General features: G+C 72.2%; 22 protein-coding genes and 1 pseudogene. 16 read left to right on the forward strand and 7 right to left on the reverse strand.

Features of this window, described 5'->3' with window-relative positions; translation table 11 throughout:
• The first annotated feature begins 217 nt into the window (after positions 1-217).
• The 8 genes from AB0J69_RS26945 (at position 218) to AB0J69_RS26980 (ending at position 10,693) form a co-directional block, all read left to right on the forward strand.
• Entirely contained in the window at positions 218-1,282 is a 1,065-nt protein-coding gene (locus AB0J69_RS26945; protein ID WP_364122551.1) for an LLM class flavin-dependent oxidoreductase, read from the forward strand.
• Positions 1,283-1,380: 98 nt separating this feature from the next.
• A complete protein-coding gene (locus AB0J69_RS26950) occupies positions 1,381-1,635 on the forward strand; it encodes an NAD(P)-binding domain-containing protein (protein ID WP_364122553.1) in 255 nt (84 codons plus the stop codon).
• A 128-nt stretch (positions 1,636-1,763) separates the two neighbouring features.
• Positions 1,764-2,462 (forward strand): SDR family oxidoreductase, encoded by a 699-nt coding sequence (locus AB0J69_RS26955; RefSeq protein ID WP_364122555.1) that lies wholly within the window; start codon positions 1,764-1,766, stop codon positions 2,460-2,462.
• A 364-nt stretch (positions 2,463-2,826) separates the two neighbouring features.
• Entirely contained in the window at positions 2,827-3,456 is a 630-nt protein-coding gene (locus tag AB0J69_RS26960; protein WP_364122557.1) for an isochorismatase family cysteine hydrolase, read from the forward strand.
• 133 nt (positions 3,457-3,589) lie between these two features.
• Positions 3,590-4,207 carry a VOC family protein gene (locus AB0J69_RS26965; protein ID WP_364122559.1) on the forward strand — a complete coding sequence of 206 codons (618 nt, stop codon included), beginning with the start codon at positions 3,590-3,592 and terminating at the stop codon, positions 4,205-4,207.
• A 52-nt stretch (positions 4,208-4,259) separates the two neighbouring features.
• Positions 4,260-5,066: an MBL fold metallo-hydrolase gene (locus AB0J69_RS26970; RefSeq protein WP_364122561.1), complete on the forward strand. Its 807-nt coding sequence runs from the start codon at positions 4,260-4,262 to the stop codon at positions 5,064-5,066.
• A gap of 203 nt (positions 5,067-5,269) precedes the next feature.
• Positions 5,270-8,998, forward strand: a complete 3,729-nt coding sequence (locus AB0J69_RS26975) for a S8 family serine peptidase (protein ID WP_364122563.1) — start codon at positions 5,270-5,272, stop codon at positions 8,996-8,998.
• A gap of 282 nt (positions 8,999-9,280) precedes the next feature.
• Entirely contained in the window at positions 9,281-10,693 is a 1,413-nt protein-coding gene (locus tag AB0J69_RS26980) for a HAMP domain-containing sensor histidine kinase (RefSeq protein WP_364122565.1), read from the forward strand.
• A 37-nt stretch (positions 10,694-10,730) separates the two neighbouring features.
• Here the strand turns inward: AB0J69_RS26980 and AB0J69_RS26985 are convergent, their stop codons facing one another.
• Positions 10,731-11,300 (reverse strand): TetR/AcrR family transcriptional regulator, encoded by a 570-nt coding sequence (locus AB0J69_RS26985; RefSeq protein ID WP_364122567.1) that lies wholly within the window; start codon positions 11,298-11,300, stop codon positions 10,731-10,733.
• Between the two features lie 106 nt (positions 11,301-11,406).
• Here AB0J69_RS26985 and AB0J69_RS26990 point away from each other — a divergent pair, with 106 nt between their 5' ends.
• The 3 genes and pseudogenes from AB0J69_RS26990 (at position 11,407) to AB0J69_RS27000 (ending at position 13,249) form a co-directional block, all read left to right on the forward strand.
• Complete coding sequence (locus tag AB0J69_RS26990; protein ID WP_364122569.1) at positions 11,407-12,273, forward strand: NmrA/HSCARG family protein; 867 nt, start codon at positions 11,407-11,409, stop codon at positions 12,271-12,273.
• A gap of 161 nt (positions 12,274-12,434) precedes the next feature.
• Positions 12,435-12,548, forward strand: a pseudogene (locus AB0J69_RS26995) (hypothetical protein); the annotation flags it as partial.
• A 569-nt stretch (positions 12,549-13,117) separates the two neighbouring features.
• Complete coding sequence (locus AB0J69_RS27000) at positions 13,118-13,249, forward strand: hypothetical protein (protein ID WP_364122638.1); 132 nt, start codon at positions 13,118-13,120, stop codon at positions 13,247-13,249.
• 84 nt (positions 13,250-13,333) lie between these two features.
• On the opposite strand, the gene AB0J69_RS27005 is transcribed toward AB0J69_RS27000, so the two are convergent.
• Positions 13,334-13,678, reverse strand: a complete 345-nt coding sequence (locus AB0J69_RS27005; protein ID WP_364122571.1) for a peptidase inhibitor family I36 protein — start codon at positions 13,676-13,678, stop codon at positions 13,334-13,336.
• A gap of 313 nt (positions 13,679-13,991) precedes the next feature.
• On the opposite strand from AB0J69_RS27005, the gene map reads away from it, so the two are divergent.
• Positions 13,992-14,855: a type I methionyl aminopeptidase gene (gene map, locus AB0J69_RS27010; RefSeq protein ID WP_364122573.1), complete on the forward strand. Its 864-nt coding sequence runs from the start codon at positions 13,992-13,994 to the stop codon at positions 14,853-14,855.
• 567 nt (positions 14,856-15,422) lie between these two features.
• On the opposite strand, the gene AB0J69_RS27015 is transcribed toward map, so the two are convergent.
• Positions 15,423-16,235 (reverse strand): N-acetylmuramoyl-L-alanine amidase, encoded by an 813-nt coding sequence (locus AB0J69_RS27015; protein WP_364122575.1) that lies wholly within the window; start codon positions 16,233-16,235, stop codon positions 15,423-15,425.
• A gap of 216 nt (positions 16,236-16,451) precedes the next feature.
• Between AB0J69_RS27015 and AB0J69_RS27020 the strand changes: the two genes are divergently transcribed.
• Positions 16,452-16,901: a hypothetical protein gene (locus tag AB0J69_RS27020; protein WP_364122577.1), complete on the forward strand. Its 450-nt coding sequence runs from the start codon at positions 16,452-16,454 to the stop codon at positions 16,899-16,901.
• 27 nt (positions 16,902-16,928) lie between these two features.
• On the opposite strand, the gene AB0J69_RS27025 is transcribed toward AB0J69_RS27020, so the two are convergent.
• The 3 genes from AB0J69_RS27025 to AB0J69_RS27035 all read right to left on the reverse strand — a co-directional run bounded on the left by AB0J69_RS27025 (position 16,929) and on the right by AB0J69_RS27035 (position 19,815).
• Positions 16,929-17,285, reverse strand: a complete 357-nt coding sequence (locus tag AB0J69_RS27025) for an ArsR family transcriptional regulator (RefSeq protein ID WP_364122579.1) — start codon at positions 17,283-17,285, stop codon at positions 16,929-16,931.
• Between the two features lie 95 nt (positions 17,286-17,380).
• Positions 17,381-18,427 (reverse strand): NlpC/P60 family protein, encoded by a 1,047-nt coding sequence (locus AB0J69_RS27030; RefSeq protein WP_364122581.1) that lies wholly within the window; start codon positions 18,425-18,427, stop codon positions 17,381-17,383.
• A gap of 98 nt (positions 18,428-18,525) precedes the next feature.
• Complete coding sequence (locus AB0J69_RS27035) at positions 18,526-19,815, reverse strand: cytochrome P450 (RefSeq protein ID WP_364122583.1); 1,290 nt, start codon at positions 19,813-19,815, stop codon at positions 18,526-18,528.
• Between the two features lie 109 nt (positions 19,816-19,924).
• Between AB0J69_RS27035 and AB0J69_RS27040 the strand changes: the two genes are divergently transcribed.
• Both AB0J69_RS27040 and AB0J69_RS27045 read left to right on the forward strand, forming a co-directional pair.
• Positions 19,925-20,578, forward strand: a complete 654-nt coding sequence (locus AB0J69_RS27040; protein WP_364122585.1) for a TetR/AcrR family transcriptional regulator — start codon at positions 19,925-19,927, stop codon at positions 20,576-20,578.
• A 30-nt stretch (positions 20,579-20,608) separates the two neighbouring features.
• Positions 20,609-23,086: a beta-galactosidase gene (locus tag AB0J69_RS27045; RefSeq protein WP_364122587.1), complete on the forward strand. Its 2,478-nt coding sequence runs from the start codon at positions 20,609-20,611 to the stop codon at positions 23,084-23,086.
• On the opposite strand, the gene AB0J69_RS27050 is transcribed toward AB0J69_RS27045, so the two are convergent.
• Positions 23,002-23,796 (reverse strand): FadR/GntR family transcriptional regulator, encoded by a 795-nt coding sequence (locus AB0J69_RS27050; protein WP_364122589.1) that lies wholly within the window; start codon positions 23,794-23,796, stop codon positions 23,002-23,004. The two genes, AB0J69_RS27045 and AB0J69_RS27050, sit on opposite strands and share 85 nt — an antisense overlap.
• A gap of 140 nt (positions 23,797-23,936) precedes the next feature.
• On the opposite strand from AB0J69_RS27050, the gene AB0J69_RS27055 reads away from it, so the two are divergent.
• Positions 23,937-24,713 carry an SDR family oxidoreductase gene (locus tag AB0J69_RS27055; RefSeq protein ID WP_364122591.1) on the forward strand — a complete coding sequence of 259 codons (777 nt, stop codon included), beginning with the start codon at positions 23,937-23,939 and terminating at the stop codon, positions 24,711-24,713.
• Positions 24,714-24,724 lie beyond the last annotated feature (11 nt).

Here is a 24,724-nt window from a genome sequence, read left to right on the forward strand (position 1 = left end):
CCCACCCCCACCCGCCCGTCCGGGGGCGGCCGCGGCCGCCGGCCCCCGCCCCCGCCCCCCGCGGGCCGCTGCCCCCCCAGCGGGCGGGGCACTCCCCCCACACACACCCCGGCCGGCACGGCACCACCGCCCGCGGAGATCCGGTGCACCCGGCATCCCACCGCGACGCCCGCGCTGGGCGTCGATCACCTTGGAACACCACAGAGCAGGAGGAACCGTGAGCGTCGGCAGGGTCGAACACCCACATTTCGAGCTGGGGCTCAACTCGTTCGGCGAGGTCGCGACGGACGGCGGGCGCGTGCTCAGCGACGCCGAGACCCTGCGCCTGATCGTGGAGGAGGCCCGGCTGGCCGAGGCGGTGGGGCTGGACGTGTTCAGCGTGGGCGAGCACTACCGAGAGGGGCACAACGACTCCGCCACCCCGGTGCTCCTCGCCGCGATCGCCACCGCCACGGAGCGCATCAGGCTCGGCACGTCGGTGACCGTGCTGAGCACGAACGACCCGGTCCGGCTGTACCAGGAGTTCTCCACCCTCGACGCGGTGTCCGGCGGCCGCGCTCAGATCGTGCTCGGCCGCGCCTCCGCGACGGAGTCGTTCCCGCTGTTCGGCTATGACCTGGCCGACTACGAGCGGCTGTTCGAGGAGAAGCTCGATCTGTTCCTGCGGCTCGAACGGGAGGAGGAGGTGACCTGGTCGGGGACGGTCAGGACCCCCCTCACCCGGCAGCGGCTGCACCCGCGCATGCGCCCGGGCGGCATCCCCACCTGGATCGGCGTGGGCGGCAGCCCCGACTCGGTGATGCGCGCCGCCCGCCACGGCCTGCCCCTCATGATGGCCATCATCGGCGGACAGCCCCTGCGCTTCGCGAGGAACGTCGCGCTCTACCTCAAGGCGCTCGAGCGCTTCGGCCATCCCGAGCTGCCGATCGGACAGCACTCGCTCGGCCTCGTCGCCGACACCGACGAGGAGGCCGTCGAGACCTGGTGGTCGTCCTGGCAGCCGGTCGTCGCGGCGCTCGCGGCCGAGCGCGGCTTCTACGCGCCAAGCCGGGAGCGGTACGAGGCCGAGCTAGAGCACGGCGCCCTCTTCGTCGGATCGCCGGAGACGGTCGCCCGCAAGATCGTCCGGATGGTCCGCGACCTCCACCTGAGCCGCTTCGACCTCAAGTACGACATCATGCACCTTCCTCGCGACGCCCGTGCCCGCACGATCGAGCTGCTCGGCCGCGAGGTCGCCCCGCGCGTACGCGAGCTGCTCGCCGCGGACACGGTCGGCTCCTGACGCCCGATCCCGCACGACACCTCGAACAAGGCACCCAGATGAGCGGCTTCACCTCCGGGCAGGACGATGACGCCACCCGACAGCGACCTGGAGCGACCATGAAACCCGGCGACGTTCGCACCATCGGCATCCTCGGCGCCGGCAAGGTCGGCACCGTCCTGGCCCGCCTCGCGGTCGCGGCCGGCTACCACGTCCTGATCGCGGGCTCCGGCGAGGCGGTTCGGCGCGAACGTCGGCGCAGCCGAGCTGCGCGCCATGCTCGACCGCTTCCCCGAGTCGTCGCGCGGGCGCGAGGTGCTTCGCGCGCGGCGGGGAACGTCCTCGTGCGGTGGGGCGTTGGCATCCGAGCCTGAGTTGAAAATATAAACTCAGGCGTTAGGATGGCGCCTCAGAAGCGTCGATGCCGTTCGGAACGGCCCGGGGAAGCCCAAGCCGGCCCGCACGGCATGCGGGCATGACAAGCGCACGATGAGGAAGAACCATGCGAATCAAGGGATCGGTCGCCCTGGTCACGGGCGGAAACCGCGGAATCGGCCGCGCGTTCGCCCGCGCGCTCATCGACCACGGTGCGGCGAAGGTCTACGTCGGCGTCCGCGACCCGGCGAGCGTGCCGGATGCCGACGTCGTTCCCGTGCGCCTGGACGTCACCGACGAGGAGAGCGTCGCGGCTGCCGCGGCTGCCGCGGGCGACGTCTCCATCGTGATCAACAACGCGGGGATCGGCGGTGCGAGCACCAAGCTGATGGAGGGCGCCTTCGACGGCGCGCGCCAGGCGATGGAGGTCAACTATTTCGGCACCTGGGCGGTGTCCCGCGCATTCGCTCCCATCCTGGCCAGGAACGGGGGCGGAGCCCTGGTCAACATGCTCTCGGTGGCGTCCTGGGTCGGTCAGCCGCAGTTCGCCGGGTATGCCGCTTCGAAGGCCGCGCAGTGGTCGCTGACGGACGCCCTGCGCAAGGCGCTGGGCGAGCAGGGAACCCTGGTGGTCGGGGTGCATGCGGGTTTCGTGGACACGGATCTCAGCGCCTGGACCGATGCCCCGAAGATCAGCGCCGGCACCGTGGCCGAGCTGACCATGGACGCCCTGATCCATGACCAGTTCGAGGTTCTGGCCGACGAGCAGAGCCGGAGCGTCAAGGCCGCACTGTCGGACCCGGTCGGCCGGCCGTCCGGTCCCTGATCCGTCGCCTCGGCCGGCCGTCCGGTCCCTGATCCGTCGCCTCGGCCCGCCGCACCGACCAGGGCGCTGAGGGTGAGCATCGCCTCGGCCCGTGAGGCCGGCCCGCGGATTCTGATCGCTCTTTCGCGTGGCCCGCTCCACCGTCGCCGAGCCCTCGGCGAGCGCGGCGGGCCGCGGCCTGGTGAGGCCGGCCTCCGCGGGTCGCCGCCAGCGGCGCAGTGGAATCACCGGGCAACCGGATGGCCGTGAGCATCGTCCACATCTGCGCAAAGTGGTATTTGACCAGGGCTTTCTTGATTCCGCGGATGATGAGAATGATCCTTGGGCTGGATGTTTCTGTCGCCCAGAGCGAGGAGCAGGAGCCATGCCCCAGGCGTACGACCCACGCCACACGGCCGTGCTGCTGGTCGACCCCTACAACGACTTCCTGTCCGAGGGCGGCAAGATCTGGCCGCGCGTGGCGTCCGTGGCGCAGCAGGTCGGACTGCTGGACCACCTGCGCTCCGTGATCGCTTCCGCCCGGGAGGCAGGCGTACGGGTGATGATCGTTCCGCACCGTCGCTGGGAGCCGGGCGACTACGAGACATGGGATCACCCCAACCCCACCCAGCGCGCCATCATGGAGCGGCACAGCTTCGCCCGCGGAACCTGGGGCGGGGAGTTCCACCCCGACTTCCAGCCGCAGCCCGGCGACGTCGTGGCCCGGGAGCACTGGGCACAGAGCGGGTTCGCCAACACCGACCTCGACTTCCAGCTCAAGCAGCACGGCATCACCCATGTCGTGCTCGTCGGCCTGCTGGCGAACACCTGCATCGAGTCCACCGGCCGATTCGCCATGGAACTCGGCTACCACGTCACGCTGGTGCGCGACGCCACCGCGGCGTTCCTCCCCGAGATGATGCACGCCGCCCACGAGCTGAACGGCCCCACCTTCGCCCACGCCATCACCACCACCGGGGAGCTCACCGCCGCATTCGCGGGGGCGCACGCATGAAGCCGGCGCTCCACCGGCTTCCGCGACGCATGCTGACCTTGGGTGACCAGGGAGTTTTCCTTGGATCACCCGGGGGCAGACTGCACGAATCCCGTCGTCCCGGCGTTGGGCACGAGCGCAGGAGGCGCAGGTCATGGACATGAAACTCGAAGTCGTCGTGGTGCCGGTCGCGGACGTCGACCGGGCCAAGGACTTCTACACGGCGCTGGGCTGGCGACTCGACGCCGACCTCGCCACCGGCGGGGACTTCCGGGTGGTGCAGGTGACCCCGCCCGGCTCGCCGGCGTCGGTCATCTTCGGCACGTCGGTGACGTCCCAGGCGCCGGGCTCGGCGCAGGGCCTGCACCTGATCGTCGACGACATCGCCGCCGCCCACGACGAGCTCGAGCGGCTCGGCGCCGGACCCAGCGAGGTCTTCCACGACGCCGGCGGCGTCTTCCACCACGCCGGGACCGACGCCCGGGTGCCCGGCCCGGATCCGCAGCGCAGTAGCTACGGCTCGTTCCTGTCGTTCAGCGATCCGGACGGCAACGGCTGGGTCCTGCAGGAGGTCACCACCCGGCTCCCGGGACGGGTGGACCCGTCGGCCACCACGTACGCCTCCGCCTCGGACCTGGCGAACGCGCTGCGCCGTGCCGCGGCCGCGCACGGCGAGCACGAGGCCCGCACCGGCGCCGAAGACCCCGACTGGCCGGACTGGTACGCCGACTACCTGGTACGCGAGCAGGCCGGGGGAGAGCTCCCGTCGTGAGCGCGCGTGCCCACCGTGCCGTCACCGGCCCGCGACCGTTCGAGCTGATCGGATGACCACGACCAGGCTGTCCCGGCAGGAATGTGCGATCACCGTCCTGGGCGGGCCGACGGCTGTCATCGACATCGGGGGCCTGCGCATCGTCAGCGACCCGACCTTCGACGAGGCCGGGCCGCATGGATACCTGACGAAAACGGCGGGTCCCGCCGTCGCCGAGGACGCCCTGGGCGCGATCGACCTGGTACTGGTCAGCCACGACGGCCACCCGGACAACTTCGACGAGCGGGGACGCGTGTTCGCCAGAACCGCCCCGCTGGTCATCACCGGCCCGCTCTCCGCGGCGCGACTCGGTCCCCCCGCGATCGGCCTCGCCGGCTGGAACAGCTACCAGGTGCTCCGCGGCGACGGCGCGGGCCATCTCACCGTCCAGGCGGTCCCCGCCGTCCACGGCCCCGAAGACGGCGATCGCGATGCCGACGGCAACGTCAACTGCGAGGTCACCGGGTTCGTCCTGTCCGGCGCGGGACTCCCCACGATCTACATCAGCGGCGACAACGCCTCCATCCGTACCGTGGCGGAGATTTCCCGCCGCCTGCCGGACATCGACGTAGCCCTGCTCCACGCCGGAGCGGCCCGCGTACCCGCGAAGTTCGGCGGGCGCCCCCTGACGTTCGACAGCCGGCGGGCCGCGGCCGCCGCTGCCGTCCTGGACCCGGATCTGGTGATTCCGGCCCACTACGACGGCTGGGCCCACTTCTCCGAGGGACTGGCCGACCTGGAACTGGCCTTCCACGAAGCCGGCCTGTCCGCGCTTCTGCGGGCGGCACCGCACGGCACCTGGACACCTTTGCACCGCTGACGCCGCTGACGCCGCTGACGCCGCTGACGCCGCTGACGCCGCTGACGCCGCTGACGCCGCTGACGCGTCACCCGATCACCCGGCAAGATCGCTATCTGTTGCGTATGTGATACGGCTTTGGGATTTACAGCGCCTGGTCAAGATCGCTTTCGCTTCCCTAAAATTTCCTCCGGTTCTATCCCTTCCGTACCATAGAGGCACATTTGTCACTCTCATCCCGGCACAAGCACGTGCTGGCAGCATCGATCATCATCCTGGCCGCGTTCGCGGCCGTTCCGCCCGCCGGCGCCGCCTCGACCGCCACCCCGGCGTTATCCCCCTCCACCGCCGCCGCTCCCGCGCGTACGGTCACCCTGATCACCGGTGACAAGGTGACCGTCACGACCGCGCCGGACGGTGGCGTGACCCGCACGGTGCTGAACCCGGACGGGCGCCCCGTGGACGCCGTCACGCACGCGGAAGGTGGCGAGACGTACGTCTACCCCCGGTCCGCCCTGAAGTACCTGGCGGCCGGTCTGCTGGACCGGGACCTGTTCAACGTCACCCGGCTGCTGGCCGACGGATACGACGACGCGCGGCGTGACCGCCTTCCGCTCATCGTCGCCTACACCGACGCCGCCGCCCGCGCCCGGACCTCGGCCCTGCCCCAGGGCGCCCGGCAGGTGCGCGCCCTGTCCAGCATCCAGGGCGCCGCCGTGGACGCCGACCGCTCGGCCGGGTTCTGGGCCGCGCTCACGAAGGACGCCCGCGTCCCCGACGCCTCCGGCCGCACGAGCGCCGAGCCGGCGCTCTCGGGCGGCATCGCCAAGGTCTGGCTCGACGGCAAGGTACGGGCGGAGCTCGCCGAGAGCACCGCCCAGATCGGCGCGCCCCAGGTGTGGGCGGGCGGCAACACCGGCGAAGGGGTGGACGTCGCCGTCCTGGACTCGGGCGTCGACACCGCTCACCCCGACCTGGCCGGACGCGTGGCGCGGGCCGAGACCTTCGTCCCCGACCAGACGGTCGAGGACGGCCAGGGGCACGGCACCCATGTCGCCTCCACCATCGCCGGCACCGGCGCCGCCTCCGGAGGCAAGGAGCTCGGCGTCGCCCCGGGCGCCCGTCTGCACGTCGGCAAGGTTCTGGACAACGCCGGCGAGGGCCAGGAGTCCTGGGTGCTGGCCGGCATGGAATGGGCCGCCCGCACCGAGCGCGCCAAGATCATCAGCATGAGCCTCGGTGCCGGACCCACCAACGGCACGGACCCGCTCAGCACGGCCGTCAACCAGCTCAGCGCCGAAACGGGCGCCCTGTTCGTGATCGCCGCCGGCAACTCCGGCCCCACCGGCTTCACGGTCGGCGCGCCCGCCGCGGCCGACGCGGCCCTCGCCGTCGGCGCGGTGGACGGCGCGGACCGCCTGGCCGACTTCTCCAGCCGGGGCCCGCGCGCGGGCGACCGCGGACTCAAGCCGGAAATCACCGCTCCCGGCGTCGACATCCTCGCGGCGCGCTCGCAGTACGCCGCGGAGGGCGAAGGCCACTACCAGACGATGAGCGGCACCTCCATGGCCACGCCGCACGTCGCGGGCGCGGCGGCACTGCTGGCGGCACGGCATCCGGACTGGACGGGCGGCCAGTTGAAGGACGCCCTCGTCAGCACCGCCAAGCCCACCCCTGGCTACACCGCCGCCGAGGCCGGCAGCGGGCGCCTGGACATCGCCGCCACCAGCGCGGCCACGGTCTTCGCGACAGCGAGCGCGTTCGCGGGCTACCACGCCTACCCCATCGAACCGGGCGCCACGAGTACGAAGGACGTGACCTACACCAACATCGGGGACACTCCGGTCACCTTCGATCTCACCACCCGCGTGACGGGCGCGCCGCAGGACGCGTTCACGCTGTCGCAGCGGCAGATCACCGTCCCGGCGCACGGCACGGCCACCGTACGCGTCACGGCGCACTACGACGAGGTGCCGGCCGACACCACGGTCACCGGTACGGTCGAGGCCACGGACGCCTCCGGCACACCGCGGGCCCGCACCCTCATCGGCGCCGCGGAGGAGGGGGCACGTCATGTCCTCACCCTCACCGCCAAGGACCGCGCCGGCCGGCCGCTGGGCGGCGAGCTCATCCTGACGGGCAAGAAGTTCTTCGCCCCGCTCTACCTGGACGAGTCCGGCACCGGCAGCGTGCGCATCCCCGAAGGCACCTACACCACCTGGCTGGACGCCGACGTGGAGGGCGCGCACGGTCCCCACTCACGCGGCTTCGGCCTGCTCACGGTGACCGACATCCCACTCGACCGGGATCGCACCGTCGTCATCGACGCGCGCAAGGCACGGCGCCTGACCGCGGTCACCCCCAAGCCCAGCTCCCTGGACGGCATGCGGGTCGACGTCTACCGGGGCGTCGCCGACGACGACTACACCGCCAGCAGCCGATGGCCGGACGCGTCGTACGACAGCGTCTGGACGCTGCCGACGGGCGGCAAGGTGGGCGTGGGCGAGTTCGAGGTCGGCGGGCACTGGCGGTTGAACCAGCCGGCCCTGACCGTCTCCACCTCGGATCACGTCTTCGACGACGCGCTGGTGCACCGCGGCGCGGCCCCGCTGCCCAAGGGCCGCCACACACTCGAGGCGATCTTCGCCGGCGACGGGGACGCCGCCGCCTACCCGGCCAAGGGTGCCGCGGGCAAGGCCGTGGTCGTCCGGAACAACGGCACGGTCGGCCGCGAGGAGCAGGCCGCCGCGGCGGCGGCAGCGGGAGCGAAACTGCTGCTGGTCGTCAACGACGGACCCGGCCGCATCACCCCCTGGAACGACCCGCTCTACGGAGCGCCCAACCTGGCGCCGCTGGCGGTGGCCTCGCTGGGCCTCGACGAGGGCGAGCAGCTGATCGCGCAGATCCAGCGCGGGCGGCGCACGCTGCTCGACGTGACGTCGAACCCGACCACCGAGTACGTCTACGACCTGGTCCACTATTTCGAGGACGCCGTGCCCGCGGACCCGACGTACCGGCCCAGGGCCAAGGACCTGGCCCGGGTGGACGTCTCGTTCCGTAACTACCGGCAGTCCAGGGTGATCGAGGCCCGCCACGACTACTGGCGTTTCGGGTACACCTCCGCCACGAACCTGGCCGGTTCGGAGGCGCCGGCCATCGGCGAGCGCACCGACTGGGTCACGGCCGGCGTGCGCTGGCACGAGAGGGCGGCGATCAGCCGCGAGGTCGGCCAGCAGAGCGATCGTCCCGTGACGTACCGGGCGGGCACCAGCACGGACCTGCACTGGTTCGGCCCCGTCCACCGGCCGCGCTCGGAGCCCGGGACGTCGCCGCTGCGCCTGGACGACACCCTGCAGGTGGTCCTGCCCGGCTGGGGCGACTCGGGAGCCGGCCACATCGGGGACACCTTCCTCAACAGCATGGTGTCCAACTCGCTGAAGCTGTACCAGGGTGACGGCCTGCTCGGCGAGGCGCCCTACGACCAGCTGGTCGTCGGCGGCCTGCGGCCGGAACGGCTGCCGTACCGCCTGGTGTCGGAGAACTCCCGCGGCACCTGGGCGAACCCCTACTCCACCGCCACCCGCACCGAGTGGGGCTTCACCTCCGAGGCGGGTGCCTCCGGCGCGGTGGAGCGGCTGCCGCTGATCCAGCTCGACTACGCCGTGGACACCGACGTGGCCGGCAAGGCGCGCCGCCGCGCCGACCTCACCGTCGTCCCGTCCCACCTCGACGGCGTGGCGGGGGCGGGCGACCTCCGCACCCTCACCCTGGAGGTCTCCTACGACGACGGGACGACCTGGCACCAGGCCCGCCTCGACCGGGGCAGGGACGGCTGGCGGACCCGCCTCGACGCCCCCGCCGGAGCCTCGTTCGTCACGCTCCGCACCGCCGCCGGCGACACCCGGGGCAACACCGTCACCCAGACCATCACCCGAGCGTTCGGTCTGAAGTGACGCCGTCGGCGGGAGGGCCGCCGTCCGGCCCTCCCGCCGACATCCCCGTCCACGCCATCGCCTGATGAGCTCCATCACTGCCCACGCACACGGTCACAGTAGGACAAGCATTCGCATACATCACGGAGACTGCGGATACCGTCACAGTGTGGTCCGCCGGGTCCCCTGACGAGCCGATGCCGCCGCTCCGGAGAGGCGCCTTCGTCCGTCCAGGCGGGGGCCGCCGCAACCGCCGCTTTCGAGCAACCGTGCGCGCGCGGAGGGCAGTGGGAGAGGGGGCGCATGTCACCGATGGTCAACCGGCGGCGCTGGCCGTACCCGCAGTCCATCCGCGTGCGCTTCGCCCTCGCGGTCGGAGCACTGTTCCTCGCGCTCCTCAGCGCGGTCGGCGCGCTGGCCGTCTACGGCATCCGCCACAGGATCGCGGCTGACCTCGCCGAAGGCGTCCACATGGCCATCGTCGACTGGGTCAGCAGGATGCGGCCCGGTCACATCCCGCCGCCCAGGCCGAGCGCGCGCGTCCGGTATCTCCAGCTTGTCAACTCCCGGGGGCAGGTGGTGGTGGCCAACGCCGCCGCAGCCGGAAAGGCCCCGCTGAGCACGCTCATGCCCGCCCCCGGTGATGGCATGCACGACTTCACGGTGTGTCCGCCGTGGGACGACGGCACGTGCCTTCTGGTCACGGCCTTGCGACTTGAGGGCCAGATGCCCGATGTGCCCTTGAGGGGCGAGCCCCACTACATCTACGCCGGTACGGTGGAGCCTCCCGCCCTGGCCAGGCGCTACCTGGAGGCCGGCTTCGGGGTCGCGGCCCTGGTCGCCTCCCTGACGGCCGCCTTGGGCACGTACATCGTGGTGGGCCGGACCCTGCGTCCGGTGCAGGCGATCAGCACGAAGATGCGCGAGGCCACGGCGACCGACCTGACCATGCGCGTCCCGGCGCCGCTCCACAATGACGAGATCGCCGAGTTCGCCCGCGCCTCCAACGCCTATCTCGATCGGCTGGAGAAGGCGGTGAACGCATACCTCCGCTTCGCCGCCCTGGCCTCCCACGAGCTGAGGTCCCCGGTCACCGCGCTGCGTACCCGGGTGGAGGAGGCGCTCATGTATCCCGGCGACGTGGACGCGCACGCGGCCCTCCAGCACACGCTGCGCAGCACGGAACGCCTCGAGGCGATCATCGACGACCTGCTGGCCTACACCCGGGTCCAGAACGCCCGTCCTGAGGCGTACCAACCGCTCGACCTGGCCGCCCTGGTCGAGGACGAGGTGGCCGGCCTGCCCCGCGACGGCATCCCGGTCCGGCTGCGGGCGACATGCCGCCCGACCGTACGGGGTTCGTCCGTGCAGCTGGGCCGCGTGCTGACCAATCTTCTGGCGAACGCGTGCCGGCACGCCCGCACCCACATCGACGTCACTGTCGAGCAGGTGGACCGTCAGGCCGTGGTGACGGTGCAGGACGACGGCGCGGGCATCGCCACCGAAGATCGCGAGCGCATCTTCGACCCCTTCGTCCGGCTGCCGGAGAGCCAGCGCCTCGATCCGGGCGGCAGCGGGCTCGGGCTGGCCATCAGCCGGGAGACCTGCCAGGCGCACGGCGGATCCCTCACCGTCGAGGACTGCCCCGCCGGCGCGCGGTTCGCGCTCCGCCTACCGGTGGCAGAACCGGCCGCCGAGCGTGGAGCCGCTGCTTAGGGCCACGTCCTGCCGATCGGCGCGGACCCGCATGGGGCTACCCGTGCGCCGCCAGTCCGTACATCGCCGTGGAGAGCAGGCGCTCCATCAGGTCCGACGGCCCTCCTGGCTGCTGCGCCGCCCAAGCCAGGCCGATGGCGAGCGCAATCACCTCATAGACCGTGAGGTCGGGGCGCACCTGCCCGGCCTCCTGCGCGCGCTCCAGCAGCCGGGCGCCGGAGGCTCGCATGGCGGCGCACGAGACGTACAGCTCGGAGCTCTCGTCGGCCAGCGCCGTCATGATCGATTGCGGTAGTCCCTGATAGGTGCGCGTGCTGGCGGCCAGGTCGTTCAGCCACGTCAGCAGCGCCTCGTGCGGCGTGTGCGACGGCGAGGCGAGCAGCTGCTCGGCGCGCTCGCGCAACGTGTCGAAGTTGCTGTCGAGGATGGCCTCAAGGAGAGCCTCGCGCGTGGGGAAGTGCCGGTAGAGCGTGCCGATCCCGACCCCCGCTCGCCGGGCGATCTCGCGCAACGACGCGTCGGTTCCGTCGGTGGCGAACGCGTCGCGGGCCGAGGCCAGCAGTCGTTCTCTGTTGCGTCGTACGTCGGCCCGGGATGTGCCGGCCACGTGCTCTCCTTCGATGATTTGACCGACGGAGCAGTGCTCCGTATTGTTCCACGACAGTGGCGGAGCGGTGCTCCGCGCTGCTGACCAGCGTACCCATGGAGCAGACATGATCACGGCAAATCGCCCCATCCTCGTCACGGGAGCGACCGGGCAGCAGGGCGGCGCCACCGCACGGCGCCTGCTCGCCGACGGCCGGCACGTACGGGCCCTGGTCCGGCACCCAGGCGCCGCGGCGGCGGCGCGTCTCGCCCGCGCCGGCGCCGAGCTGATCGTCGGGGACATGGACGACCGGGACAGCATCGACGCCGCCGTCCGCGGCGCGTACGGCGTGTTCAGCGTCCAGCCCGCCTTCGTCGCACCCGGCTACGCCGAGAACGAGCTGCGACGCGGGCTGAACGTCGTCGACGCCGCGATGGCCGCGGGCGTCCGGCACCTCGTCTACGCGTCCGTGGCCAGTGCCGACCGGGCCACCGGCATTCCCCACTGGGAGATCAAGTGGGAGATCGAGCAGTACATCCGAGCGCATGGCGTACCGGCCACGGTGCTGCGCCCGGTGACGTTCATGGAGAACTTCGCCGACCCGACGTACGGCGTCCACGGTGCGGCCTCCCTCATCCGGACGTTCCCGGCCGACGTGACGGTCCAGCTCATCGCCCTCGAGGACATCGGCGCGTTCGCCGCGCTGGCCTTCGCCGACCCCGACCGGTTCCTGGGCCGGGTGCTGGAACTGGCCGGCGACGAACTGGCGCCGCACGTGATCGCCTCGGCGATCGGCCGGGCGACCGGACATGACGTGGCCCTGCCGGCGCCGCCTCCCGCCGGGCCGGGAGGGACGACGTCGTTCTGCGACTGGCAGGCCGACATCCCCGCGCTGCGGAAGCTCCACCCGGGTCTGCTGGACTTCGGCGGCTGGCTGTCAGGAGCAGGAAAGCCGCTGCTGGACGAGCACTTCCAGGGCCACGGCCACCGCTGACGAGTCGGCCCGCCGGGCCGGGCGTACGGCCGAACGACCATACGAGAAAGAGAGTCACTGACATGCGCGCGATCGTCACCGCTCACCCCGGTTCGGACGACGAGGTGGAAGTGGTGGATCTGCCCGATCCGCAGCCGGCGGCCGGGCAGATCCGGATCAGGATGGCCGGAGCCGCGATCAACGCGGCCGATCTTCACATCATCGACGCCTCGCGCGGTGCGGCCGGCGGAGACGGTCCCACACCGCGCGGCGGTCTGGGGCTGGACGTGGCGGGCGTCGTCGACATGGTGGGGCCCGGCGTCCACGACCTCGCCCTCGGCACGCCGGTCGCGGCACTCCACTTCCCGCACGCTCCGCACGCCACCGCGGGAACGGCCGCCGAGTACGTGATCGTCCCAGCCGCCGACGCGGCGCCGGTCCCGGACGGGGTCGAGCTGCTGGACGCGGCCACCGTTCCGCTCAACTCGCTGACCGCCGCGCAGCTCCTCGCCCTGCTCGGCCCGTCCCGGGGCCGGCGGCTGCTGGTCACCGGCGCCGCCGGCGGGGTCGGCGGTTACGCGGTCGCGCTCGCCGCGCGCGCCGGCTGGAGAGTCACCGGGCTCGCCCGCGCGACGGATGAGGACTTCTTGACCAGGGCCGGAGCGGCGGAGGCGATCACCACCCTCGACCGGGCGACCGGCTTCGACGCGGTGCTGGACACCGCCCTGCTGAACGAGGCGGCGCTGCGGCCGGTCCGCGACCACGGCGCGTACGTGGGGTCTTCCCCGGCCTCGAACCCGCGTCCGTACGCGGCATCACCGTCACCTCGGCGGTGGTGGTCCCCGACGGCACCCTCCTGGGGGAGATGCTGGCGCTGGCCGCGCAGGGAATCCTGGAACCGCGCCGGGCGGACACGGTGCCCCTGGACAAGGCCGCGCACGCGTACCGCGCCTTCCGCGCCGGCGAACACCGCGGCCGATGGGTCCTCACGGGCTGATACGGGGAACGCTGTCAGGCGGGTCGGCACCTCATGCGAACCGAGCCGGCCACGTCCCTTCCTTCCCGTGATCTCACCCAGGCGTCAGCAGGCCCGCACGGAGTTGTAGGCGATCTCGGGATTGAGCCCCTCCTTGTGGCCTGGGGGGACAGTTGCGTTGTGCACCTCGTAGTTGGGAGACGCGTACAGGCAGAACGAACGGCCCGTCCGATTCCACGCCGAGCGGGCGTCCTTGACGCCGAAGGGTTCCAGGTTCGGCGCGCCGGACCGGAACCAGGCGATGGTGCCGTTCCCGTCGAACTCGCTGAACAGGCACAAATGGCCGTTCGGGCATCTGTCGAAGCCGTCGGCGGCGCGTGCCGGTCCGGCGAGCGGGAGCGGCGCGAGGGCGAGAGCGAGGGCGAGCATGAAGGTACGAATCCTGGGCACGTGAACACTCCGTGAATCTGAGTCGTCGCTGTCAGTAGCCATCATGCGATCGCGAGCAGTGGTGCGCCATCGATTTAACCGGGCACGGCCCCAGCTGTGGATCTTGCGGCCATGTGGGCCGGTGTTCACGGGGGGCCGGGGGCGGGCGCATCGGCGGCGGCGAGGCGGCTTCCAGTCGGAGGTCGTTGCCGCGCCGGGTGGCTACCGACGGTTGGCGGGGGTCATGCTCCAGGGATCGGGTTTGGTATTATTATACCGGAAGATGTTAGGGTGCCGGTATAATAATACCAGCACCCTGTGACGTGAGGTAATCATGATTGAACTGAAGACGCCTGCGGAGATCCAACGCATGCATGTGGCCGGGCGTTTCGTCGCCGAGGTGCTCTCCGAGGTCGGCCGGCTCGCCGACGTGGGCGTCAACCTCCTGGACCTGGAGCGCCACGTACGCGGCATGATCAAACGGCGCGGGGCGGAGTCGTGCTACTGGGACTACGCGCCGTCCTTCGGACACGGCCCCTTCCGCAACGTCATCTGCCTGTCGGTCAACGACGCCGTCCTGCACGGCCTGCCCCACGACTACACGCTGCGTGACGGCGACGTACTCAGCGCGGACCTCGCGGTCAGCGTCGACGGCTGGGTGGCCGACTCGGCGCGCACGGTCGTCGTCGGGACCGCCGCCGAGGAGGACCTGCGGATCGTCCGCGCCACCGAGGAAGCGTTGGAGGCGGCGATCGAGGTGGCACGTCCGGGCAACCGCCTGGGTGACATCTCGGCGGCCATCTGGGCGGTGGCCCACGACTACGGTTACCCGGTCAACACCGAGTTCGGCGGCCACGGCATCGGCCGCACCATGCACGAGGGGCCCCACGTTCCGAACAGGGGCCGGGCCGGGCGTGGCCTCACGCTCCGGCCGGGCCTGACCCTCGCGATCGAACCCTGGTTCGCCCGCACGACCGACCGCATCGTCTACGACGCCGACGGCTGGACGATCCGGTCGGCGGACGGCTCGCGCACGGCCCACTCCGAGCACACGGTAGCCATCACCGAGGACGCTCCCTTGGTGCTCACCCGGCGTGAATCGGAGACCCCGGCAACGCGGGCCGATTCCGCCGGCCGGCTCTCCGCAAAGGACGCCCAAGTCGCCCCGCACCCATCCTCGGCTGCCTCGTCACGCTGATTGCGCTCGTCTGAAGCGCCGACATCACACGAGCTGGTCGACGGTTTCGAGCCGGCGAGGCCACGTGCCCGGCCCCGGTCGCAACCGGCTCAGTCCGGACATCCCCGCCGCGGGCCGTGCTCGCTCACCGGTCGACGCGAGCCCTTCTTCCCGCGGAGGCCGCTCCGCACTGGCGTGTCGGAGCGGCCGGTAACCACGGAGAACAGTCCAGCCGCACGCTGAACCCGTCGCACGATCCGCACCTACCCCGGCTGACTCGCTCAAACGCCCTGGTAAACCGCCTTTGAGCAAGGCATTATCGCGCTGCGGCCACCCGCAGGTCGATGACGCGCTGCTGACACCGGCCGTCGCCGTCGCCTGCCGCCCGCTGATCGCCGTCCCCCGCTCCGTTCCCCAGGCTCCCGATCCTCGGCGACGACCGGGCCTGATCGCCGACGTCCGGGAGCGTCGAGCGCGTGGCCATGGCCCTGGCGGCGCGCCCCGACGGCCGCCCGGTCGCCGCGCAGGTGGACGGCGTGACCGGGGCCGCGCGATGACGCTGGACACCAGGGATGCCCAGGCGGCGGGCTACACGCGCAGCAGCGGAGCCCACGTCTTCGGTCCGACGAGCCCGTCCTCGCCGATGCCCTCGGCCCGCTGGAACCCGCGGACGAGCTCGATCAGGCCGGTGTCGCAGCGGGTGGACTTGAGCCAGCCCTCCAGACCGTCCTCGATGCTCGCGTACGCGGCGGGAGGCACGTGACCCCGAGCGAACAGGCAGCCTCTGACGGTCTTGACGTCGTAGTTGTCGTCACCGAGCCGGATCAGCGGCAGTTCTTTCACGATCTCCTCCGTCCAGGATGGTCCCGGCGCCGGCGCGCCGGTGATGAGGGCGGCGACCGCCGCCCGGAAGTCGTTCATGTCGATGGAGTGGGGGTCGGGCTTGGCGGTGTTGACCTCCCGGTGCGCCTTCACGCGCGAGGCGGGCAGCCCGAACTCGCGGCACAGCTCCGCGCACAGCCGCCGGTACGCCTCCAGCTGCGCCTGCGGCCAGGGCTGGGAGCCGTTGTTCTCGGCCTCGATGCCGATCGAGCTGGAGTTGTCGTGTCGCGGCGAGGTCGAGGGGGCGTTGTGCCAGCAGCGCCCGGCGGCGATGACGTAGATGCGGCCGGACCGGCCGAGCCCGAACTGCGACAGCGGCCCGTCGAGCCCGGGCCGGCCGCCGCGCACCACGGCGAGCGACGGGTAGTCGCCGCCGCCCGCCGGGCCCGCGGTGTGGTGGCAGACAATGCCCTGCACCTCGGGCTGGGGACCGTGGCCGCGCGTCCTCCAGCCGGCCACCTCCGTCACCGGGTGGCCGGTGCGGCGGGCGACGTCGGCGAGCTGGGTCAAGTAGGGCATCGAAGACCTCCGTCATGCGTCTCGATGAGTCTCACAACCTTCGATTGACGACGAGTAGTCACGCTATGGCTTTGGGTGATCACCGCTGGGTGGGCGGATGACCGCGTCTTTGCCTCCGGGCGGACGCTTACAGATCATTAGCATGCCGTACCCGAGCGCGATGGGAAGAATCGGGAACCCCATCGGCTCGCGACGGTCCCCGGGAGACACTGGGATATGGCAGCTTTCGCCCGCGCGACCGCCTGGCTGGCGGGATTCGTCCTCGGCCTGCCGCTCCTGGGCCTGGCCCTCATGGTGATCGTCCTGGGCTGGCGGCGGGGGTGGGTGTTCTCGTTCTGGTTCCTGGTGCTGATGGTGCTGGCCTTCGTCGTGGCCCTGATCCCGCTCGCCGTGCTCCGCGTGCCGACGCACTGGGTCCGCGCCCTGATCGCGGCGGTGATCGTGTACGGGATCGCGCTCGTCTTCCCGCTCACCCACGCCATGGCGAGCTACCCGATCCACGTGCTGAGGTGCGGCGGCCTGCCCCTCGTCGCCACGGACTTCGCCGCCGCCAGGAGCTACCGGCTGCCCGGTGACGACTACTACAGCGTGACGCCGCTGGACTCGGTGATCTTCTGCACCGAGGCGGAGGCCCAGGCCGAGCGCTACCACCGCGCCCCGATATAGCCGGTGCCGGCCGCTGCCGGCGCCGCCCTAGCGGGCTTGGGCGACCTGGCCGCTTTCGCGGACACAGGAGTCGATGACGGCTCGCAGGAGGCCGGGGAAGCGGGCGTCGAGGTCGTCGGGGCGCAGGCTGTTCATCTTGGTGGTGCCCTGGTAGTGCTGGCTGATGACGCAGGCTTCGCGGAGCACGTTGAAGTGGTGGGTGGCGGTCGAGCGGGAGACGGGCAGGTCGAAGGTGCCGCAGCTGAGGTCGTGGCCCGCGATGGCGAGCTGGGCGATCACCGAGCGGCGAACGGGGTCGGCGACCGCTTCGAGGAGCTGCTGGAGGGTGACCTCGGAGACGGAGGGGTTGTCCACGGTGCGCGGGGTGCTCTTCGGTCGGGCCACGTGGTCTCCTCCTCCGCGATCAGGGCCGGCACGCCATACTACGACGGGCGTCGAAGGAGCGGGCGCGTCGACCGACCAAGGGCGCGCGGCACCGACTAGGGGCGCACCGCGCCGATGAGGCGGTTGCGCCAGTAGTCGTCGAGGTCGACCACCTTGACGACGTCCCCGGTCTGCGGCGCGTGGACCATCTTGCCGTCGCCCGCGTACATTCCCATGTGCCCCAGCCCCCGGCTGAACAGCAGGTCGCCGGGCTGCGCCTGGTCCAGGGGCACGCGCCGGTCGGCGCCCCAGCTCCACTGCGTGTAGGTGGTGCGGGGCAGCTGTACGCCCGCCGCGCGCCAGGCGGACTGCGCCAGGCCCGAGCAGTCGTAGGAGCTCGGCCCCGTGGCGCCGTACCGGTACGGCTTGCCGACCTGGGCGAAGGCGAACTGCAGGGCCTCGCGGGCGTTGCCGGAGGCCGGGCCGGTGTAGGTCAGGCCGGTGCTGCGGGGGTTGCCGGTCCGGAACGCGCCCAGCCGGCGCAGCAGCTTCGTCTGCGCGCTGACGAGCTTGTCGACCTTCGCCTGCTCCCGGCGTACCTTGTCGCGCGCGTCGTCGGCCTCGGCCAGCGCGGTTCTGGCCGCGTCGCGCCGGTCGCGCAGGTCCTTGGTCGCCGCCTCGAAGGCCCGCAGCTTCGCCGCCCTGTCCTGGGCGATCTGCTCCAGGGAGGCCATGCCGCTGAGGATCTCCTCCGGGGTGCCCTTCATGACGAACCGCTGCCAGTGCAGCCCGGAGCCGAACTGGTATTCCTGGACCGCCACCGTGACGAGCTCCGTGCGCAGGGCGTCGGCCTGCGCCGCCTTGCCGGCGAGCTCGGCGTCGAGCGTCTCGTACTTCTTCCTGGCCTTCTTGTACGTCTCCGTCGCCTGGTTGAAGCGCTCGACCAGCTGGTCGGCCTGCTCGTTCAGCTTCACCAGCCTGGCCCTGGCCTGGGCGGGCGACGGGTCGGCCAGGGCGGCGCCCGGCATGGCGGCCAGGGTCAGCGTCGCGGCCAGCGCCACGGCCGCCGCCGCTCGCACGAGCCCCGTCACGGAGCCCGTAACGGGCCCCGCCACGAACCTCGCCGCCGACACCGCTGCCGACACCGCCAACGACACCGTCACTCCGCCGCCTCCTCCGCGTCGTCTCATGGGGAGATACGCGGGCCGCCCGGGTGGTGTTCAGCCGGAGTATGCGCGGACGGTATGGAACCGCTTGAGCTTCAGGAGCGGAACGTGCAGGGCAGGCGCTTGTAGCCGTTGATGAAGCTGGACAGGAGCCGGTCCGGCTCGCCCGCCCTGATGTCCGGCACCCGGGTGAACAGCTCCCGGAACATCACCGCGATCTCCCGCCTGGCCAGGTTCGCCCCCAGGCAGAAGTGCGGGCCGGGACCGCCGAAGCCCACGTGCGGGTTGGGGGAGCGGGTGATGTCGAACGCGTCGGGGTCGGTGAAGACGCTCTCGTCGCGGTTGGCTGAGGCGTACCAGAGGGTGACCTTGTCGCCGGCCTTGAACAGGTGGCCGTTCAGGTCGTGGTCGCGGGTGAGGTTGCGGCGCATGAAGATGACCGGGGAGCTGTGCCGGACGATCTCCTCGATGGCGCCGCCGATACGGGTGTCGAAGTCGGACAGCAGCAGCTCACGCTGCTCGGGGTGGTCGGTGAACAGCTTCAGGCCGTGGGCGATCGCGGTGCGGGTGGTCTCGTTCCCGGCCACCACGAGCAGCAGGAAGAACGCCGCGAACTCGCGCGGGCTCAACCGTTCCCCGTCGATGTTGGCGTTGACCAGGGCGGAGGTCAGGTCGCCGGTCGGGGCGGCGCGGCGCTGCCTGCCGAGCTCGGCGGCCAGCCGGTGCAGTTGCCAGCCCGCCAGGGCCACCGTCCCCAGCAGGCGGGCCGCGCGCAACCGGCCGACCTTCGCCCTGGCGCCGGTGTAGTCGACGGGGGAGCCGACGTACTCGGGGTCGGTGTAGCCGACGACGATGTTGGTCAGCCGCACCACGCGGGCGTGCTCGCGGGGCGGGATGCCGAGCATGTCGCAGATCACCTCGACCGGCAGCCGCATCGCCACCCGGGCCACGAAGTCGCCGGGGCCGGCCGCGATCAGCTCGTCCACGATGCGCGCGGCCCGGCGGGCGATGTCGTCCTCCGCCTTGGCCAGCGTCTTCGGCGTGAACGCCCGGGACACGATGCGGCGGATCTTGGCGTGCCGCGGGTCGTCCATGTCGATCATGGAGTTGAAGTAGCCGTCCATCCAGCGGGGCAGGTCGGTCGGGCTGGTGGCGCTCGGCTCGCTGCTGAAGATCTCGGGGTGGCGGCTGGCCTCCAGGACGTCGGCGTGGCGGACGAGGGCCCAGGCCCCGGGGTCCTGGCGCAGGAAGGGGACCTTGGGCAGGCGGAAGTGCCGCGGACCGGGCTCGGCGCGCAACATCGCGAACGCCCGCGCCCGCTCGGCCGCCGGCCGCTCCCAGAACCGCAGGTCGCTCAGATCGATGTCGGCCGGAGAGAGGTCCACAGGCTGCTGATCCGTGGCCACGATCCACCGCCTCTGCAACAGGTGTATTTGGTGTTAACCATCACCAGATTTGCCCGGACCCGTCAAGGGCTACGGCAGAATCGGGGCTGTGACGCCTCACCGCCCTCCCGTGCGCCCGTACCGAGGCGTGCCCGCCGAGCAGCGCCGCGCCGGGCGGCGGGCCGCGCTGCTGGCGGCCGGCCTCGACCTGCTGGGCACCCAGGGCTGGGCCGCCGCGACCGTCCGGGGAGTGAGCGCGCGGGCGGGGCTGAACGACCGCTACTTCTACGAGAGCTTCGCCGACCTGGACGCCCTGCTGCTGGCCGTCGTCGACGACCAGGCCGGGCAGGCCACCGACATGATCCAGGCGGTGGCCGACGGCGCCCCGCGCCGCCTGCGCGCCCGCACCACGGCCGTGGTGACCGCGATCGTCGACTTCCTGGCCGCCGACCCGCGCCGGGCCCGCATCCTCGCGTACGAGTTCCCGGCCAGCCCGCTGCTGCAGCAGCGCCGCCGGCGGATCACCGGGGTGCTGGCGGGCATCTTCACCGCGCAGGTCCACGAACTCCTCGACGAGGTGCCGCTCAGCGAGACCGATCTCGCCATGACCGCGCTGACCATCGTGAGCGGCCTGTGGGAGCTGCTGTCGGCGTGGTTCAGGGGCGAGGTGGACACCGATCGCGACCATCTCATCGACTACGTCGTCGCCCTGCTGCTGACCACCACGGACCTCGCGCCCGCCCTGGATCACCGGCTGCGTTAGCAGTATCTGTCAGTAGTACTGTACGAACTCGTGGCGCGATGGCAGACCAAGGCTCCGGCGGTACGGCGGGTCACCGTGCCGCGCGAGACACCCCCGCCCCTCCAGGGACATCTCCGGCTCGGCGACCCCCCGGACGAGCCCGGCGCGATCACCGTGAACTCGCGCCACCTCACCCGCGGCGGCCGCCCGTGGTTCCCGGTCACGGGGGAGTTCCACTACGGCCGCTACCCGGCCGCGGAGTGGCGGGAGGAGCTGCTCAAAATACGCGCCGGCGGCGTGACGGCGGTCGCCGCGTACGTCTTCTGGAACCTGCACGAGGAGCGCCGCGGCGTCTTCGACTGGAGCGGCGACCGTGACCTGCGGCGCTTCGCGATGATCTGCTTCGAGCTGGGCCTCGACCTGGTCGTGCGGATCGGCCCCTGGGCGCACGGGGAGTCGCGCAACGGCGGCTTCCCCGACTGGCTGCTCGCCGCCGGCTGCGTGCCGCGCACCGACGACCCCCGCTACCTCGCGCTCGTCCGGCCGTTCTTCGAGCAGATCGGGGCCCGGCTCCGCGGGCTTACCCGGGCGCACGGCGGGCCCGTGGTGGCCGTACAGGTGGAGAACGAGCTGCACGACCAGCCCGGCCACCTGCTCACCCTCAAGCGCCTGGCCAAGGAGGCCGGCATCGATGCGCCGCTGTGGACGGCCACCGGCTGGGGGCACGCCGTGCTGCCGCCGGACGAGCTGATCCCGCTGTTCGGCGGCTATCCGGAGGCCGCCTGGGACACCGCGCACGACGGCTGGCCGCGGCAGAGCCGGGCGCACTACTTCTTCGGCCCCGGGCGGGACGACGACTCGATCGGCGCCGACCTGCGTACCACCGAGGTGGCCGCCACGGACGAAACCCAGCTGGCGCGCTACCCGTTCGCCACCTGCGAGCTGGGCGGCGGCATGTACACCTCCTACCACCGACGCCCCATCGTGGCGGCCGCCGACATCGCCGCCCTGGCCCTGGTCAAGCTGGGGAGCGGGTCGGTGTGGCAGGGCTACTACATGTACCACGGGGCGTCCCAGAAGGTCGGCGCGCTGTCCACGCTGCAGGAGTCGCACGCCACCGGCTACCCCAACGACTGCCCGGTGATCGGCTACGACTTCCAGGCGCCGCTCGGCGAGTTCGGCCAGTTCCGCGAGTCCTACCGCCACCTTCGGCTGCAGCACCTGTGGCTGGGCTGCGACGGGCCCGATCTGGCCACGATGACGCTGACGATGCCGCCGGGCGCGCCCGAGGACACCGCCGACCGGGACGCCCTGCGCTGGGCCGTGCGGTCCGACGGGTGTTCGGGGTTCCTGTTCGTCAACAACCACCAGCCCGTCGAGACGCTGCCGGCCCATGAGGGTGTCCGGTTCGCGGTCGAGCTGGACGGGCGCGAGCTCGTCGTCCCGCGCGAGCCGGTGACGGTGCTGCCGGGGGCGTTCTTCGCCTGGCCGCTCGCCCGGCGGGTCGGGCGGAGCGTGCTGCTGACCGCCACGGCACAGCCCGTGTGCGTGATCGGGGCGGGTGCGGCAGCGCCCGAGGCCGCCCGGACCGCGGGGGAGCCCGTGCACGTCTTCACGCAGACGGCGGGCATCCCGGTGGAGCTCGTCTTCGACGCCGCCACCGTCGCCGGTATCGAGGGCCCCGCGACGGTGACGCGGGACGGGGGAGAGGTCGTGGTGAGCGGGTTGCGGCCGGGGCCGGGCTGCCTGCTCCGGGTGACCGATGCGGGCGGCGGGACGGCGGGCGTGCTCGTGCTGGATCACGACAGCGCCCTCACGGCGACGCGCGGCCGGCTCTGGGGGGCCGACCGGCTCGTCCTGAGCGACCGGCCCGCCGTGATCGACGGCGACCGTCTCGTGGTGTACGGCGGCGCGGGCGAGACGGCGCGCGCCGTCCGTTCCCGAAGCGCGGGATCCAGGACACTGGGGGAGGCCCGGGACAGGGTGCTGGTCTTTCCCGCGCCGGAGCTCGCCGGCGAGGCCGACGGCGTGTTCGGGGTCCTGCCGGTGCCCGGGCCCGTGGGCGGGGGAGGCCGGGTCGTGACGGTCGAGGCCGTCAAAGAGGCGGGGCCGGCCCGGCGGCCGGTGGTCGACGCGGCCTCCGGCCGGGCCTCGGCGCCTGTTGACGCCGACTTCGACGACGCGGCCGTCTACCACCTCACCGTCCCCCCGGAGGCCCTGGAAGGGGACGACGAGGTGCTGCTGCGCCTTGACTGGGTCGGCGACGTGGGCCGCGCCTACATCGGCGGGCGCCTGGTGGCCGACCAGTTCTGGTACGGCCCGCCCTGGGAGATCGGCCTGCGCCGGTTCCGTACGGAGCTGCTGGAGCACGGGCTGGAGCTGAGGCTGCTGCCGCTGCGCGAGGACGCCCCCGTCTACCTGTCCCCGCAGGCCCGCCCGCCCGCCTACCCGGGCGGCAGCGTGCTGGAGCTGCGCGGGGCCACGCTGGTCCCGCTGTCCCGCACCGTGGTCGGGGCCGGCGCCGGCTGACCCCGGTCGCCGTGGACCTGCTTGGCCAGGTCGACGTCCGCGATCGAGCGCTCGACCAGCACCCGCATCGCGGTCTCGGCCGCCTTCGGCCGCTGCCTGCGCACCGCCAGCAGCACCTCGGCGTGCTTGTCGGTGGACTCGCCGCCGAGCGTGGTGTGCACGAACTGGTCGCGCAGCCGCAGCCCGGCCTCGATGGCGGTGGCCATCTGCGCCATCAGCTCGTTGTGCGCCGCGCGCAGCAGGGCGTGGTGGAAGGCGAGGTCGGCCGCCACGTGGTCGCCCGCGGACCGGCCGTCGGCGGCCCGCATGGCGGCCAGCGCGTCCTCCAGGGCGGCCAGGTCCCGGTCCGTACGCCGCAGCGCCGCCATCCGCGCCACCGCCGGCTCCACGGTCAGGCGCACCTCGCCCAGCTCGTCGAGGAACCGCTCGTCCACCCGGGCGGCGAAGCGCCAGCGCAGCACGTCGGCGTCGAGCAGGGCCCACTGTTCGCGCGGCGCGACGAACGTCCCCCGCCGCGGCCGGGCGCCCACCAGCCCCTTGGCGGCCAGCACGCGCAGCGCCTCGCGCACCGCGGTCCTGCTCACCCCGAACCGCTCCTGCAGCGCGGCCACGTCGAGGTCCTCGTCAGGGGCGAGGTCTCCGTTGACGATGGCCGTGCCGAGGCTGCCGACCACCCGGTTGTGGGCCCCGCCCCCGCCGATGTCCGCCATGCCGGAATCATGCCATGCCCGCACCCTGGCCACCGTTCCCGTAGATCGTTCAGGCTCCCCGAATAAAGCATACTGAAGCCGAAAGTAATAGTATTAATTACTGCGTCCCGCAGTCCCCGCGCAGATCCTGAGGAGTCCTGTTGTCCAACCCGACCATGAGCGGCCGCTTCGAGGGCCGGGTGGCCCTGGTCACCGGCGCCGCCTCGGGCATCGGCGCCGCCACCGCGCGCCGCCTGGCCGCCGAGGGGGCCCGCGTGCTGCTGGCCGACATCGCCGACGGGCCGGGCGAGCACCTGGCCGCCGAGCTCTCCGGCGCCGGGGGAGAGGCCGTCTTCGCGCACTGCGACGTCGCCTCGGCCCGCGACTGGGCCGCGCTCCTGGACGAGGTGCGGGGCCGCTTCGGCCGCCTGGACGTGCTGCACGCCAACGGCCCCGGCCGCGTCGTGCCCGCCCGGCCGGTGCACGAGATGCCGGAGGCCGACTGGGACCTGCAGATCGACGTCGCGCTCAAGGCCGCCTACCTGGCCGCGCGCACGTTCTGCCCGCTGCTCGCCGAGACCTCGGGCGCGCTCGTCGTCACCTCGTCGGTGCACGCGCAGACCGGCGTCCCGGGCTGCGCCCCGTACGCGGCGGCCAAGGGCGGGCTGCAGTCGCTGACCCGGCAGCTCGCCGTCGAGTACGCCCCCGCCGTGCGCGTCAACGCGGTCGTCCCCGGCCCGATCATGAGCCCTGCCTGGGACGGCATCGACCAGGACGGCCGCGAGGCGACGATCAGGGAGACCCCGGCCGGACGGTTCGGCACCCCGGACGAGGTGGCCGCCGCCGTGGCGTTCCTGGCCGCGCCCGAAGCCTCGTTCATCACCGGCGCCTGCCTCAACGTGGACGGCGGCTGGAGCGTTTCCACCACCTCCTCCTAGGGAAGGCGAAC

This window comes from Nonomuraea sp. NPDC049709 (assembly GCF_040674815.1).
Lineage (GTDB): Bacteria > Actinomycetota > Actinomycetes > Streptosporangiales > Streptosporangiaceae > Nonomuraea.